13 protein-coding genes and 2 pseudogenes are annotated in these 14,668 nt (G+C 57.2%); 6 read left to right on the top strand and 9 right to left on the bottom strand.

Features of this window, described 5'->3' with window-relative positions; genetic code table 11:
* Position 1: 1 nt before the first annotated feature.
* A complete protein-coding gene (locus FH08_RS0146340; protein WP_031364883.1) occupies positions 2 to 1,312 on the bottom strand; it encodes a phenylacetate--CoA ligase family protein in 1,311 nt (436 codons plus the stop codon).
* A gap of 618 nt (positions 1,313 to 1,930) precedes the next feature.
* Between FH08_RS0146340 and FH08_RS52410 the strand changes: the two are divergent.
* A pseudogene (locus FH08_RS52410) lies at positions 1,931 to 2,087 on the top strand (IS66 family transposase); the annotation flags it as partial.
* Between the two features lie 253 nt (positions 2,088 to 2,340).
* Here FH08_RS52410 and FH08_RS0146335 read toward each other — a convergent pair.
* The 3 genes from FH08_RS0146335 to FH08_RS0146325 all read right to left on the bottom strand — a co-directional run bounded on the left by FH08_RS0146335 (position 2,341) and on the right by FH08_RS0146325 (position 5,528).
* Positions 2,341 to 2,898, bottom strand: coding sequence for a chemotaxis protein CheW (locus FH08_RS0146335; protein WP_031364882.1), 558 nt, complete (start codon positions 2,896 to 2,898; stop codon positions 2,341 to 2,343).
* A 35-nt stretch (positions 2,899 to 2,933) separates the two neighbouring features.
* A complete protein-coding gene (locus FH08_RS0146330) occupies positions 2,934 to 4,685 on the bottom strand; it encodes a methyl-accepting chemotaxis protein (protein ID WP_031364881.1) in 1,752 nt (583 codons plus the stop codon).
* A 534-nt stretch (positions 4,686 to 5,219) separates the two neighbouring features.
* The gene (locus FH08_RS0146325; RefSeq protein ID WP_031364880.1) at positions 5,220 to 5,528 is read right to left on the bottom strand and encodes a hypothetical protein; all 309 of its coding nucleotides are present in this window, start codon (positions 5,526 to 5,528) and stop codon (positions 5,220 to 5,222) included.
* On the opposite strand from FH08_RS0146325, the gene FH08_RS49930 reads away from it, so the two are divergent.
* The gene (locus tag FH08_RS49930) at positions 5,521 to 6,753 is read left to right on the top strand and encodes a GGDEF domain-containing protein (protein ID WP_081889846.1); all 1,233 of its coding nucleotides are present in this window, start codon (positions 5,521 to 5,523) and stop codon (positions 6,751 to 6,753) included. The two genes, FH08_RS0146325 and FH08_RS49930, sit on opposite strands and share 8 nt — an antisense overlap.
* A gap of 741 nt (positions 6,754 to 7,494) precedes the next feature.
* Here the strand turns inward: FH08_RS49930 and FH08_RS0146310 are convergent.
* The gene (locus tag FH08_RS0146310) at positions 7,495 to 7,800 is read right to left on the bottom strand and encodes a hypothetical protein (protein ID WP_031364878.1); all 306 of its coding nucleotides are present in this window, start codon (positions 7,798 to 7,800) and stop codon (positions 7,495 to 7,497) included.
* 157 nt (positions 7,801 to 7,957) lie between these two features.
* On the opposite strand from FH08_RS0146310, the gene FH08_RS0146305 reads away from it, so the two are divergent.
* Positions 7,958 to 8,827, top strand: coding sequence for a substrate-binding periplasmic protein (locus tag FH08_RS0146305; protein ID WP_031364877.1), 870 nt, complete (start codon positions 7,958 to 7,960; stop codon positions 8,825 to 8,827).
* Positions 8,828 to 9,297: 470 nt separating this feature from the next.
* Here the strand turns inward: FH08_RS0146305 and FH08_RS53945 are convergent, their stop codons facing one another.
* The 3 genes and pseudogenes from FH08_RS53945 to FH08_RS49925 form a co-directional block, all read right to left on the bottom strand.
* Positions 9,298 to 10,773 carry a PAS domain-containing sensor histidine kinase gene (locus FH08_RS53945; protein ID WP_268810850.1) on the bottom strand — a complete coding sequence of 492 codons (1,476 nt, stop codon included), beginning with the start codon at positions 10,771 to 10,773 and terminating at the stop codon, positions 9,298 to 9,300.
* 288 nt (positions 10,774 to 11,061) lie between these two features.
* Positions 11,062 to 11,358: pseudogene (locus tag FH08_RS54110) on the bottom strand (hybrid sensor histidine kinase/response regulator); the annotation flags it as partial.
* A gap of 185 nt (positions 11,359 to 11,543) precedes the next feature.
* Entirely contained in the window at positions 11,544 to 11,771 is a 228-nt protein-coding gene (locus FH08_RS49925) for a DDE-type integrase/transposase/recombinase (RefSeq protein WP_051889037.1), read from the bottom strand.
* Between the two features lie 184 nt (positions 11,772 to 11,955).
* On the opposite strand from FH08_RS49925, the gene FH08_RS0146285 reads away from it, so the two are divergent.
* From FH08_RS0146285 to FH08_RS53930, 3 genes are all read left to right on the top strand, one after another.
* Positions 11,956 to 12,993, top strand: coding sequence for an IS110 family transposase (locus FH08_RS0146285; RefSeq protein WP_031364874.1), 1,038 nt, complete (start codon positions 11,956 to 11,958; stop codon positions 12,991 to 12,993).
* Positions 12,994 to 13,513: 520 nt separating this feature from the next.
* Positions 13,514 to 13,708, top strand: coding sequence for a hypothetical protein (locus FH08_RS53935; protein ID WP_235210726.1), 195 nt, complete (start codon positions 13,514 to 13,516; stop codon positions 13,706 to 13,708).
* Between the two features lie 7 nt (positions 13,709 to 13,715).
* Positions 13,716 to 13,865, top strand: coding sequence for a hypothetical protein (locus FH08_RS53930; protein WP_235210725.1), 150 nt, complete (start codon positions 13,716 to 13,718; stop codon positions 13,863 to 13,865).
* 446 nt (positions 13,866 to 14,311) lie between these two features.
* Here the strand turns inward: FH08_RS53930 and FH08_RS53925 are convergent, their stop codons facing one another.
* On the bottom strand, positions 14,312 to 14,668 hold the full coding sequence (locus FH08_RS53925) for an enoyl-CoA hydratase-related protein (protein WP_235210724.1): 357 nt from the start codon (positions 14,666 to 14,668) through the stop codon (positions 14,312 to 14,314).

Raw genomic sequence — 14,668 nt, 5'->3', positions numbered from 1 at the left:
TTTAATGCCTCTCAATTAAAGTTGTTTTTCCGTCGGTACGGGGAAGACTGTCGGCAGCGAGCATCGTTACGCTCGTTGATGCGCCGGCGTGATGCTTTACTGCCATCTCGATCTCTCGAGCAGCTATGTCCCAGTCTTTTTCCAGAAGGTCGTGGACCGCTTCGACTTTTAAATTGACTCGATCCCAAGGACCGGATCCTTCGAGTACGATGCGAAACTGCCCTGAGGTGAGATCCGGTCGACTCAACACTCCCTTTTGGACCGCGGTAGGAAATACATTTATGCCGCGCACGTTGAACATGTCGTCCGTGCGGCCGGTGACGCGAAAGCGCCAGGAAGTACGGCCGCAATCACACCGCCCCGTGGTCGTGACAGTGATGACATCTCTTGTCCGATAGCGAACAAGTGGCTGACACTCTTTCTGCAAATGGGTGCACACGAGTTCACCGGTGCTTCCTTCCGCGATGGGCAAGCTGTTTCCCTGCCCGTCAAGTATTTCGGGGAACAGCGCATCGCTGCCGTGAAAATGCAGGTCATTGGTGTGCTCGCATTGACTGGCGAAGTTGCTCAGGATTTCGGACATGCCGTAATTCGCATTGCGCACGCCAAATCCCCATGTTCGCTCCATCCCATCTCGAAAATCTTGATTATCGAGGCCCGCCTCACCACCAAATAAACCTAGGCGTAGAGCTAGGTCTTGCGGACTGCGTCCACTATCACGGAGAATTTTTTCCAACAGTGCTGGGTAAGAGGGGGTGCAAGATATTGCATTGATGCTGAGGTCAGTGATCGTTTCCAACAGCTTCTGCGTGTTGCCAACACCAAAAGGAATAACGCAAGCGCCTGCCGCTTCTAGTGCCATATGATCAGTCACGCCACCGGTCCACATGCAGTAGTTCAAACAATGAACGACGCGATCTCCCGGTCGGAGCCCGGAAGCAAATAGAGCCCGGCCGCCAATGCGGGCGATAACCTCGACGTCGCGCTGACTGTTAGCCAATTGAAGCGGCCTACCCGTTGTGCCCGACGTCATGTGCAAGCGCACTGGCTTGTCGGTGTCGCAGGCGATGTAGTCACCGAAGGGGTAGACACGTTCTTGGCTTTGGCGCAGGTCGTCCTTCTCGGTGAAAGGCAACTCGGCGATGGCCTCAAGGGAGGCATCCTTGCTGAGATGTACGCCCAGTTTCTCCGCATAGAAGCGTGACCGACCACGAAGGTGTGACCATTGGGCTGTCCACAAATCGCTTTGAAGGCGACGGATGCGATCTTCCGAGAGGGTTTCAATTTCGGGGTGCAGCATTGTCTGGCTCACGTCGTCTCCACGCTTTAAAGGAAAGTCTCCCTTTAAAGGCAGCATCCGGGCCAGAACTCAGAGTTGAGCATAACTCTTTGAAAAATATCTTATTTTTATTGATTAAATTTGGAATGTCCTCTTGAGTTTAGTTTTTTACCGTAAATATTCTTAACGTTCGTTAACTATATTTTCGGTATACGCAACATCCCGTATCGACCGGTTAAGGTGTCGGACAGGCTTATACTCTGATCGCCAAAGGCGAGAAACGCCGTCGTTCGAAGTTGGAAAGCGACTACCGCGCGCTTCCAAAACCTTCGTCGGACGACGTTATCTAGGCATACTAATCTTTGTTCGGTGTTTGTCTAGCGAGTCGACAACTAGCGACATTCCCGTCCCGAGGAGTAACGCCAGACCAATGCTCGACCATACGAAAAACATTAACTTCGGCGAAAGAGACGAACACCTCATGCTGACGTCTGTTAAACGCGAAAGTTATAAATCACCAAAAACCCATGCGAGCACAACCAGTGCGACCGTGACGCTCCGAGACGCGGATATTCGCGCGGCGAGTTTCACTACTACTCCTTCCGGAGAGGATGCCTCAATTTAGTTCTTTCGAAAATCCACACAGGGAATACACAATGCGCCTATCTCTGGATATATTGCCCGGTGGCATTCGAACAAATGAAGGCGGTCGTTTACGACTTCACCGAGAGCCGCGCCAGAACATGCGCGAGCCTTCCTCGATCCATGGTGCGGCCACTTGGTGTGCGATGACTTCGCGGGCTACCAGCGGTCGCGCCGAGTTGTGCGCATGAGCGCGCTGTCGGCAATCACCAAGGCTCGGTCACGACATTTTAATGATGCAATGGGGTTCAACCAAGCTCAGTCAGATGAGGGGAATTCCACACACTTAAGGTCTTCGCTGCGAAACTTGCTTCAGCCAAAAAAACTCAAGGCTCTAATCATTGGCCACTGTGTTGCGCTTCGGTTTGAGACCGCCCTACGGGGACGCTTCGTCCCCAAGCGGATCCAGACCTATACGCTTAATGCAATTCCATCTCGGGTAAGCCAACGTCTGCCGAGGAAATCAAGTTGTCGATGTCAACGAGAATGAGCATCCGTTCATGCGCGTCGCCGGGCGCCGTACCGATTCCTGTGATGAAGCCAACATCGGCTGCGCAGCCAAGTTCCGGAACGGGGCTGATCTGGCCGCTATCCAGAGCCAGTACATCGCTGACCGAATCCACCACGACGCCAACGACACGCTTGCCGACATTCACCACAATGACGACGGTTAGTTCATCGTATTGCACCGACTTGAGGCCAAATTTGATCCTCAGATCCAGGATCGGTGTAATAACGCCCCGTAGATTGATCACCCCTTTGATAAAAGCAGGCGCGTTTGCGATGCTGGTCGGGAGATCATACGAGCGAATTTCCTGAACGTGCTGGATTTCGATGCCGTACTCTTCGGCCCCCAGGTTAAAAATCAGGAACTCGCCACCGGCTTGGGACGCGGCCACCTGGGGTGGGTGCCCCGCTTGCGCGGAGGACGCTGCCAAGACCGTTGCGGCGTGAGCGCCCTCTTGAATCGTGTCCATGATCAAATCCTCCGAGTGCGCAATGTGAGCCGGGTTCAAAACGTTTCCCACGCCGCGCTGGTGGACGCCGTGGCACCTGCGGGGGCGAGTACGGCTCGCGCGGTCGACCGCTTGGCGAGCGGCGCCGCTGTCTTGGTGGTCGGCGCTGTCTGGCGCTTAGCCGGTGCCAAGCGGCGCGGCGCCACGGTTGCTCGATCGGCTGCGTGATCGTGAGCCGCCGCACCGAGGCGGAAAAAAGCCACGGACTCCGTTAAACGCCGACCCTGTTCTTCCAGCGATTGAGAGGCCGCCGCTGCTTCTTCCACCAGCGCAGCGTTTTGCTGCGTGACTTCGTCCATCTGTGTGATCGCCTGATTGACCTGCTCGATTCCGCGGCTCTGCTCCCCGGAGGCGGCAGCGATCTCGCCCATGATGTCGGTCACGCGCGAGATGGCCTGCGTGACGTCGGACATCGTCTTGCCAGCGTCTGCGGCCAGCGCCGAACCATCCTGAACCTTCTGCACCGAGGTCGCGATCAAATCCTTGATTTCCTTCGCCGCGCTCGACGAACGTTGCGCGAGGCTGCGCACTTCGCTCGCGACAACCGCGAAGCCACGCCCCTGCTCACCGGCACGCGCGGCTTCGACTGCCGCGTTCAGTGCAAGGATGTTGGTCTGGAAGGCAATCCCTTCGATGATCCCGGTGATATCCGCGATCTTTGTCGAGCTTTGGCTGATTTCACCCATCGTGTCGACGACCCGGCTCACCACCACATTGCCCTTTTGCGCTACTTCGGATGCGTTGGCGGAAAGTGAGCTCGCTTGCTGCGCGCTCTCGGCGTTCTGCTTCACCGTCGACGTCAGCTCTTCCATGCTGGCTGCCGTTTCTTCCAGCGATGCTGCTTGTTCTTCGGTGCGCGAAGACAAGTCCACGTTGCCCGCCGCAATCTGGCTCGACCCGCTGGCGATGCTCTCAGCCGCACTTCGAACCTGACCGATCAGCTTGACCAGGCTGCCTTGCATCTCGCCCATGGACGCGAGCACACTGCCAGCCGGCGCGTGCTGTACACCCGGCACGGGACTCAAATCGCCACCGGCGATGCGTTCAGCGACCTCGCCCAGGGCTGCAGGCTCGGCACCCAAGGCACGCGTCAAACCGCGAGTAATCAGCACACCAGCTAACGCGGCCACCCCAAGCGCAGCTACACAGATTGCGATCAGCAGATTGCGCTGGCTCGCGCCGTGCTGAGCGCCCTCTTCCACCATCTGCGCCGCACGGCCAGCGGTGAACGTCGAATAAACGTTGGTCGCCTTGATCAATGCCGCAAGCAGTGGTCTTCCTTCCTCGTTTATCTTCGTCACGGCTTCGTCACGCTTGTTGTCGAGAGAGAGATCGACAATCGCCTGCGCTACCGGCCCATAGGCCGTTTCGATACGGTTGATCTCGGCCACGAGACTACGGGCTTTCTCGCTCGTGTCAGTCGCGCTGGCTATCATTTCATTCAGCTTACGAAGACGGGACTGGACGTCATCCCGCGCCTGGATGACCGCGGCCTTCTCGGTTTCGAGGTCGGCGGGTTTGGTTAACAGTACGAGATTATTGGTGGCGATGACGCGCCGATCGACGGCGGTCCGAACACGCATTGCCATGTCAGCGCGTGCGCTGATGCCTGCAACGTAGCTAGAAAATCGCTCGTTCGAGTCGTTCAATGCTTTCACTGACAGGCCCGATACAACCAGAACAATAGCGGCAAGCACGCCAAAGCCCGTGCTCAATTTCGCCTTGACGGTCATCTGTCTGAGATTCATTTGTTTTTGCTCCCGTCTACATGAAATGAGAACGCCCAATGGCCGGGAACGCGCTTTTGTTCTGTCAGCATGCGTGGTACATCTGACATAACAGCGCTCTTTGCGGCAAACGGTAGGCGGTACGTCTGCCTCTGCTTTACGGCAGCGCAGTCCTCCCCTTTAGAGGAACAAACCCTCGCCGAGCACATGCCAACATGCACGTGTAATTGAATCCATGGACCTGATGCACTTGGCACGTCGTCGTGGTGCCCTCACCGTACTGCGCATCAAACCACATTGACCTGCTATGGCTCGGCCTCGATTCTGAGACGTTCGGCAAGACGGGGACGGGGCTGTTCAAAGCCTGCCTCGGTACGCCGCCGACCTGGCCTTGGCTCGAGGCACCGCTCATAAACCGACCGATCCTCGTCCTGTTCGACGCGTCTCAAAGGTCGACAATGCGACCTTTGCCAGACGACTATCGCGTCGACATATTTTATGGCGCAGGTGCGAGAATTTCGGCTTAGGGAGTTGGCAACGTACGTCGTTTGCTTCCTATGTCTTCTTGCCGATCTCCATGGCGTTGGCTAAAGAATCCGGATAGCTCGCCGTAAACATGACAATCGCGGATAAGAAGTGTTCGAAGATTACCGGTGCCTGGGACAGGTTGGCATCCCTTGCGCGAACGACAGGCAGGGGATCTTCGCCGCGGTGACCGACAAGCAGACGCGTGCAATGGCGAAGCAAATCGTCTCGTAGATGGATCCGCGCTGATCTCTCGAACGATGGGGACCCATTGCGGCCGGACTGCATACGTTCCTTGTCTTCGGTATCAAGCAGGCTTGGGAAGTCCAGCATGAACATGCCAATGCATGACGAATCAACATCGACAGCTGCGTCATCAACGCAACCCCTCGAGGAGGCTGAAGGCCAGACGGTCATCCTCTCCCGTTTGGGCGATGTCACTTCCCGTCTGTTCCAAAGCCGGCCCGAGCGAGCTCGCGCCTATGAGATCCGTCGACGTCTGATATTCATGTTGTTCGGGCGTGCGAGCAACGTTCTGATGGTCGGGTTAGCAAGCATCATGTGCGGTGCCGTTGCCTTTGCACGTCGCGACGACGGCTTTGTGTTGGCAATGACTATTCTGTGCAGCACGCTGCTGCTCATTCGCTGCGAAATTATCGTTAGCTTTAAACGCCTTACGCAGACAGATGCATGGATTGACCTTGAACAATCAGTCTTGGCTTTTGGAGTGACGGCCGTTGGATCGTCGATTTGCTGGGGAGTTTTAACTTTTTATTGTCTGGCGTACTCCCATGATCCCGTTATCTATCTGATCATGGTCGTGTCCAACGTAGCTACGGGCGGGGCGGTCGCCGTCCGCAATGCGGCGTTGCCGCGTCTTGCCAGGTGGCAGTTGCTAACCAGCTTAGTGCCCGTCATGGCGGGGTCGGTGCTAACCGATGATAAGGGGTACGCGTTGCTAGCCGTGCTGGTTCCCCTTCTGATTATTGGACTTTTCATTCTTGTCGCCGAAACCAATCGGCAGCTTGTAGAACTCTATGAGTCGCAGTTAAAGCTTTCACTACTTTCAAATATCGATCACCTCACCCAGATTGCCAATCGACGGTGTTTTGGCGAACATCTCAAAGAAGCGATAGCGGGATGTCGCGCATCGCGACAACCACTCGCGATCTTGATGATTGACGTCGATTTTTTCAAAGCTTTCAATGATCAATATGGCCATCCCGTCGGTGATGTATGCCTTCAGAGGGTCGCAGCGGTTCTGAACGCGAATCTGAGAAATGCGAACGATCTTGTTGCGCGCTATGGCGGTGAGGAATTTGCGGTGCTGTTGCGCAATGCCAATCAAATTGATGCACGAGTCGTAGCGCAACAATTGTGCGATGCCGTGGTGAATGCGGCACTACCGCATGGCGGTCGAGACGATGGCATTGATGTGGTGACAGTCAGCGTCGGCGCTTCTTCGACGACCAACCTTGGCGAAGGTCCGGAAGCAGTGATCCAGGCAGCCGACGATGCACTCTACCGGTCAAAACGCCGCGGACGCAATTGCGTGAGCTTATGAAAGGCGTTGATAGCAATGGGCATTGGCAACTTGCCGGGACGCTCGCATAAGATCGGGCGATGAGAAAAAATGATTGCAATGAAAATCATACGGGCCGGTGGGTTGTGTTCGGATTTTGACGAGCTCGAACCTGCAATGAGTAAGCTGAAAAACATGGACTTTTTGTTCAACGTCCGTCACTTCGACCGCGAAATCACGGTCTAGGTTTGCACTGGGGCGCCAGTTACAGGCTCCGCCTTGGTTTTGATAATCATATAGCGGGCCTGCCTCCGTCCCAGTAGTAGAACCGCAGGCGTAGCGTCGGGGTGCGGACAGGCGATGAAAGACCGCACGCGCAACTCGCAGCGCGTAGGTGCTTTGCATCTGAACCCGGATTGCATTGATGACCAAGGCGTCGCCCCACAACCGCCGTAACCAGGAGACAATGGTTCCCTGAACGCAGTCGTTGAGGCAACAGCTACCTTGAAAATTTCCGTAGCGGAACGCCGTACTGCAACAGAACCTTCGCAAGGGTCAGTTCGACTTATCCGTTCTTGGATTCAAGGATACCGCTGAATCCGCCGTTTGGAACACCGTTTCGTTAGATAAATAAGGCATCCTTATTTATCTGAAAATCTCGATCCATCGACCATTTTCACCAGAGCAATTATTAGCTTGTCCATTCGTGCGTTCGCAATTCAATCAGGCAATATTTTAACCGATTCGCCCTCGCTATTTGCCACGGCATTAATGGGGACGTTTTCAGGCTAAACTCGCCTTCATGAAAACCCACTTCGCTCGCCCGCTGCTTCTGCGCAGCCACCGGACGACTTTCCCTATGCCGATATGCTGGCCACACTGCGGGCGTGGTACGCGGGTCTGTCCGACCGGGAAGCGGTCGTCCGCTACTTGCCCGGTAGAGACGAGGAGCCGTCCGCGCGCGGAGTCGTTGGGCGCATCCGCCACCAGCGCGTCGCCGCTGCCTGCCAGCTTCACCGTGGCGATCTCGTCACGCTTCTCAAACATCCGAAGGCTGAACCCCTCGAACGCGCAACGGCTGTCGCACATGCGATCGACGTCCTGCGCGCATCGAAGATACCTGTGCGCCCTACGCTTGGACGGCAGACTTTTCAGCTCGACGAGATGCAGACCAGCCTGGTGGCTTCGCGCTCGCCTGTGCTATTTGCACCTACAACTGACATCTGCAGGGCCATAGGAGAGAATCATGCGCGTGATGTTTCGACTACTCCTTTGTCTGCTGCTCGTTTGGCATGGGGATGTCGCCGGTGCCGAAGTCGTTCGCTTTCCGAAGCCCGAGTTTGAGGGCGATCATCGCTCCGACTATGCGTTACGGCTGTTGCAGCTTGCGTTGTCAGAAACCGGCGTTAACTATCGGCTCCAGACCGCCGAGTTCCCCATGAGCCAGGAGCGCCAAGTGCGGGAACTTGCGGCCGGTCGAACGATCGATGTCGCCCCGATTCCCAGTTCTCCCGAACGTGAGGCACGCTTGCTGGCGATTCGTATCCCGATCAACAAGGGCGTGCTGGGATGGCGCCTCGGTTTGATCCGAAAAGGCGATCAAGGCGCGTTCGCCGGCGTCAAGACGCTGGCGGACCTCAAAGGCGTACGGCTCGCGCAGGGGCAGGATTGGCCCGATACTGAGATCCTCGAAGCGAACGGGATCAACGTGATCACCGCTCCGAGCTACGAAGGCTTATTCAAAATGCTCGAAGTCAAGCGCTTTGACTACTTTCCTCGCAGCATCATGGAAATCTGGGACGAGCAGGCGAACGTTGCGGATACCTTGCAAGTGGAGCCCCATCTTGCCCTGCACTATCTCTACGACGCCTACTTCATGGTGAACCGCAACAACACCAAGCTTGCGCAGGAAATCCGCAATGGGCTCGAGAAGGCCATAGCCGACGGCTCGTTCGACAAGCTCTTCCAGGAATACTATGGCGAGCGCCTGCGCAAGGCGCGCCTTGAAACGCGCACTGTGATCGAACTGAACAACCCGTTGCTGACACCCGGCACGCCTGTCGGTCGTCCTGAGCTATGGTACGACTTCAGACGAAATCCCTCGACTCCAAAATAAACTCTCGTCTACCCAGACCGGTGACGACGCACCATTGCGGCGATGCGAGCTAACTCGTGGGCGAAAGCGTGGGCCATCCGTCTCCGGTAGCCGTTCGCGCCCTCCGATACTGTGAATTATCAGAGATTGCGGGTGATCGCAATGACAGAAGATATCAATGAATTTGAAGCGTATCTCAACCATCTGGCACAAGGATCAAGGATCAAGACACGCGCGTCACGCCGGCATCAAGGGCTGCCGGTCCCGCTGGGTGATGCTGCTGTGACGAAAGAGCGCGAGCCGCCAATCGCGCAACTTGATCCGGTTCATGCAAGTGCGAACCATCGGTCTCTGCACCGTTTTTTGTCAAGGCAGCGTCGTCTGACCAGGCGATCTTACAGCGGGTGCAGCGGCTTCTTAGGCGGCGACGATTGCTGGCGCCTCGGGGAGCCGCTTTAATGCATCCCGCAGGATCGAGTTGTCGTCTGTTATCAGATTCCTGAGCATCGTTGTGGTTCGTCGCTTAGAGGGACGTGAATCGAAATCCCCGTACCCGTGTCGGGCGCGCTTTCGATCTGCAGCGTTGCGCCAATCAGCCGGGCTCGCTCCCTCATGCCGAGCAGTCCGTAGGAGTATCCCTCCGCCGCGGCCTCCGCATCAAAACCGCAACCGTCGTCGCTGATGTGGAGGTCAAGCGACGTGTTGCTGGCTGTCAACGTTACGTCTGTCCGCGACGCCCCAGCGTGACGTGCGACATTCGTCAGTGATGCCTGCACGATACGGAATATGGCCGTCGCATGCGCGTCCGGCAAAACGGGTTCACAGCCATTGGTCCTCAATTTGCAGGGAATGCCGTTGCGGCGACCAAAGTCGTTGACTAGCCACTCGAGCGCCGACACGATGCCATAGTTCAGCGCTGCGGGCCGCAGATGGTTCGCCACATTGCGCACCATCCAGATCGTCTTTTCAACGAGCTCACGCATCTCGTCGGTCTTCTTCACGGCGTCCGGGTCGCCGGAAAGCCGCATCCTGAGCAACGACACATCTATCTTCAGCGCGGTAAGCAGTTGGCCCAGTTCATCATGAACCTCCATGGCAATGTGCTTTCTTTCCTCTTCCCGAATCGCCTCCAGGTAGGCGGATACCTCGCGCAACTGTTCGCGCGACTCGAATAGCTCCTGCTCGATTCGCTTGCGCCCCGTGATGTCGTTCAGGCCGACATAGATTGCCGGAGCATCGTCATACGTGGCGACGCGGGCCGTCACCATTGCCCAGAATGTCGTGCCGTCCGGTCTGCGGAAATGCACCTCGGTGTCGCGACAACTCTCCTCCTGGCGCATATGCTCCACCAACCTGTCGCGCTCGTCAGCATCCACGTAGAGGTCAACGACGTTGCTGATCACGTGGTTGTGTGAATCGAGTCCGAACAGCGCGCGCAACGGCTCATTCGTGTAGAAGATCTCGCCGGATGGCATCGAGACAATGCACAGTGGCACCGGGCTCGTCTCGACAATGGCGCGAAAGCGCGCCTCGCTCGACTGCAGTCGAGCATCGATGCGCCTACGCTCTTCGATTTCGGACCGTAGGCTCTCATTCGCTCGCGCGAGTTCCTCTTCTACCTTCCTGCGTTCGGTCACGTCGCGGGCAATACCGACTGTGCCAGCCAGTTGTCCATTTCCATCGGCGAAAGGTGTCTTGATCGTGTCCACCCATCTACAGCGACCATCCGCCTCAATATGCGTCTCTTCGATCCGCTTGCGGCGCCCGGACTCCATTACCTCGACATCGTCGGCACGGTATGCCGTTGCGCGTTCAAACGGGTGCAAGTCGTAGTCGGTCTTGTCGATCATGTCAGACGGTTCAGCGTAGCCTAGGGCACGCGCCATGGCTCGGTTGGCTCCCACGTATCGACCGTGCGTGTCTTTTACCCAGGCGATGTCTGGAATGTTGTCGAGGATCGCCGCCATCTGCGCGTTCGCACTGCGGAGTTCGGCAGCGTGCTGCTCGAGTCCCTCGAACATTGTGTTGAGGACATCGACCAGCTGATCCAGTTCGTCGGATCTCCGCCGTATCCGGCGCAACCGCAATGGGCCCATACCGCCGTCCGGTGCGCGTCCTCGCAGCGTCGCAGCTATATCGACAAGATGGCGCGTCGCGACCCTGTGTACCATAAACAGGATGAACAGCGCGACCAGAAACGTTTTCGCCGCGTTGCTCACCAGAATCACCAACGCCTGGCGAAACAGATCACGATAGATGTCAGTCAGGCTACCTTCCAGATGCAGGATCCCGATCTCGTGGCGGTCGTTGCCACAGCAATAAACAGGAAACTCTCTGACGACCGCGTTCTCAACCTTTGCAGAACCTCGCGAGACCGTCAGCGGTTGCGCGTCCTGCGTTTCGCGGACTTCAGCGTAACGGATCAGGGGCAGATGCAGCATTCCGTCGAGCTGGTCCTCCAACCGTTTGCGATCGACGGCCCACAGCGCGTTGCCCAGACCTCGCGCATACCCTTCCTCAATTTCATTGAAGCGATTCTGCAACCCAAACACCGCTGCCTGGTAACTCAGCAACAGCTGAAGGACAGTCACCAGCAGCGTCACCACCGTACTGAACAGCAAAACGCGGCTCAGGAGGGCGACAGCAATTCCACCCCTTAGCGTACTGAATTTTTTAGGCAACGAGCCAGTATGCGTAGCCGGCAAGATCAGCTCCTGGTAAGACGGCCATCATAAACTCAACTTCTATGCCGCCGGTACAGTCCACGCGCTGATGCCACATGCGGCATCAGACATGATGTTTGATTGCGTTCCTGCAAAATGGCTTTGGCCGCCTTCACGTCGCGCTTGGTACTGAGCCTGGTGTCAACCGTCTGACCGACGAGCTCAGCCGCCCGATACCGGTGAACCCGCCCGCGAATCTTCGGGTGGATTTCGTCGACGCACCACGATTGCACAGCGGCCATGCCGAAGCGGTTTCAGCGCGCGACGAACTCCGGCGTGTAACACTTCACCCCGCGCAGGAGCGTCGTGCGAGCCAGCGATAAGACTCGCTCCCAACTAATGGAATGGACGCCCCCACCCGAAACGGCATCGATGTGCCAAAGTGGAAGTGTCAAAGCAACCACCTGAACGAGGGAAGCGTCCACCATGAAGATTACGACAATTGGCATCGATCTGGCGAAAAGCGTTTTTGCCGTGCACGGCGTAAATGAGCATGGCAGAGAGGTACTGAAGAAAGTGTTGAAACGCGATCAGGTTGCGAAGTTCTTCGCCAATCTGCAGCCCTGTCTGATCGGAATGGAGGCCTGTGGGAGCGCTCATCATTGGGCGCGCAAGCTGCAGGGTTTTGGACACGACGTGCGCCTGATTGCGCCGCAGTTCGTCAAGCCCTACGTGAAGACCAACAAGAACGACGCGGCTGATGCAGAGGCGATCTGTGAGGCGGTGGCGCGGCCCAACATGAGGTTCGTGCCGGTCAAGAACGTAGAGCAGCAAGCCGTGCTGGCACAGCACCGGGTGCGCCAGGGATTCATCAAGGCGCGCACCGCGCAAGCCAATCAGATCCGGGGGTTGCTCGCCGAGTTCGGGCTCATCATTCCGCAAGGCATGGCGAACATCGCCAAGCGAGTACCGGAGCTGCTCGAGGACGCCGCCAATGAGCTACCGGGCTCGTTTCGCCTGCTCGTACAGCGATTGATGGAGCACTTGAAGGAGTTGGACCGCCAGGCTGGTGAAATCGAGGCTCAGATCGTCACGTGGCATCGGGACAACGAACTCAGCCGCAAGCTGGCGGAGGTTCCGGGCATTGGACCGATCACCGCCAGTGCTCTGGTGGCGACGGTGAGCGATGCGAAGAACTTCGACAACGCACGTCAATTCGCAGCGTGGATAGGCCTTGTACCGCGGCAGAACTCCAGCGGCGGCAAGAACGTGCTGCTCGGCATCAGCAAACGCGGGGATACCTATCTTCGAACACTGTTGATCCACGGTGCGCGCTCAGTGATTTGCGCCTTCCAGCGCAAGAAGGACAAGGTCGGCGGCTGGCTGGCAGCGCTGCTGGCGCGGAGAAATCCCAATGTGGCTGCCGTTGCGCTGGCCAACAAGAATGCGCGCATCGTGTGGGCACTGCTGGCTCACGACCGAGAGTTCCGGCCCGGCTACACGAGCGCCCAGGCGAGCGCGTAACCGGGGCGGCCGCCCAAATCTGAAAACAGCAATCAAGCAAAGGAGATTCAAACCACCGATTGCTCAGGCGATCAAGCAGTGATGGCAAGACAGGTCAGACCGTGGTCGATCAAACCCGACGCAACCAACGCACGATTGCAGTGCGCCCAACTGATTGGGAGTCGACCAGCGGATTCCATCAGGGACCGGCAGGCATGCGCCTGACATTGAAGTCCGGATGCATGGCTGCAATCTATGCCTTCAAACCATCACCAATGAGAGCTTGGCAAACCGGGGGCGTCCATGCATGGTTGCGGGTTTTCCGATGGGGCTTAATTTGTCTGCGAGCCTCGTTGGGACTGGTTATGACGCCTTGCACGCTCGGATCGGTTAAAGTTCAGATCTGCGAATATGACGGATGGCTGGAAGTCAGTACAGGCAAGCGATTCCAACGAAATTAAGCATTGAACAGTTTGAACAATTTGTCTTGAGCACAGGCGATCAAGATGAACGCCCGAGGCCTCCCCGAGATTCACTACACATGCGCATCTATCGAATACTACGGCGCTGGCAGAACGATGGCTGCATCGAGCAGATTTTTGCCGGCTCGGTGCGCAAGCTTCACCAGGACGGGCGGCTGGATCTCACGGTCATTCACGGCGACGGCACCACCACGGCGGCGAAGAAAGGCGGCGACAACCTGGGGATACAGCGGACGCAAACATCTCAAGGGTGACAAGGTCGTGGCCTTCTGCGATCGCGACTGCAACATCATCTCGCCATTCATTGCCGCTGCGGGCAATCGCAATGAATCGCCCTTGCTGCGTGATGCGCTGCCCAAACTGAGTGAGATGGCCCGCGCCATCGGCATGGACCGCGCGGTTCAACGGTGAGCCTGGACGGTGTACGACTGCCGGGCCAATCGTAAGTCCATCTTCAACCGGAACATACGTCCCAATACTCCCGAAAATCGACGGGGCCGTAAAACACCCAAGCGAGGCCGCAAGCGGCACTTCAACGCGGCGATCTTCGCGGAGCGCTTTCGCACGATCTAACGCGTGTTCGCCTGGGAGGACAAGTTTCGGCGTCTGCTGCTTCGCTTTGAGCGGATTAGCCAGGTGCACTATGCGTTCAAGACGCTCGCCTACACACTAATCAATCTGCGGCACTACTGCCGCAGTTAAGCTCGTGCACCCAACGCCCGTGTTTTCTCGCGGCGCATCGCACCGTGGTTGCGCTCGTTTGTGGCATGCCAACGAATCCGCAAAACGACTCATCTCTTCGCACCTCACGTCTGATCATCGCCATTCATAATTGCTCGTAGGCTCTCACAACCATGCTACGGACGATCAGGCTCGAAACCCGCAGCCAGTTGCACGCCAATGCGCTCGGCTTCCTCGCCGCTCAACGTCTCGCACAGCAACAGATAATATTTGGCCTTCGCCATGCCGCAAAGGAGTAGCCGAATCAGCGTCGCGTGATCTCCGGCTGCCACCCCAAGTTTCGTGTGCCCGTCGATCAGCTTAGCTGACTTTGCGGCGATTGAAATGTCGGCCAATAGTGCGACGGTCAGTCCCGTGCCGACTGCGGCTCCGTTGATTGCCGACACTATCGGACAGTCGCAATCCATCATGCCCTGAGCGATCGCCCGCGCTTCCGTCAGCACGCGCAGACGCGACTTCTCGCTGCTGACCAT

This window comes from Caballeronia sordidicola (genome assembly GCF_000729995.1).
In the GTDB taxonomy this organism is placed as follows: domain Bacteria; phylum Pseudomonadota; class Gammaproteobacteria; order Burkholderiales; family Burkholderiaceae; genus Caballeronia; species Caballeronia sordidicola_A.
Note: the sequence above shows the minus strand (reverse complement) of the source record. Positions and strands in the feature narration are given on the sequence as shown.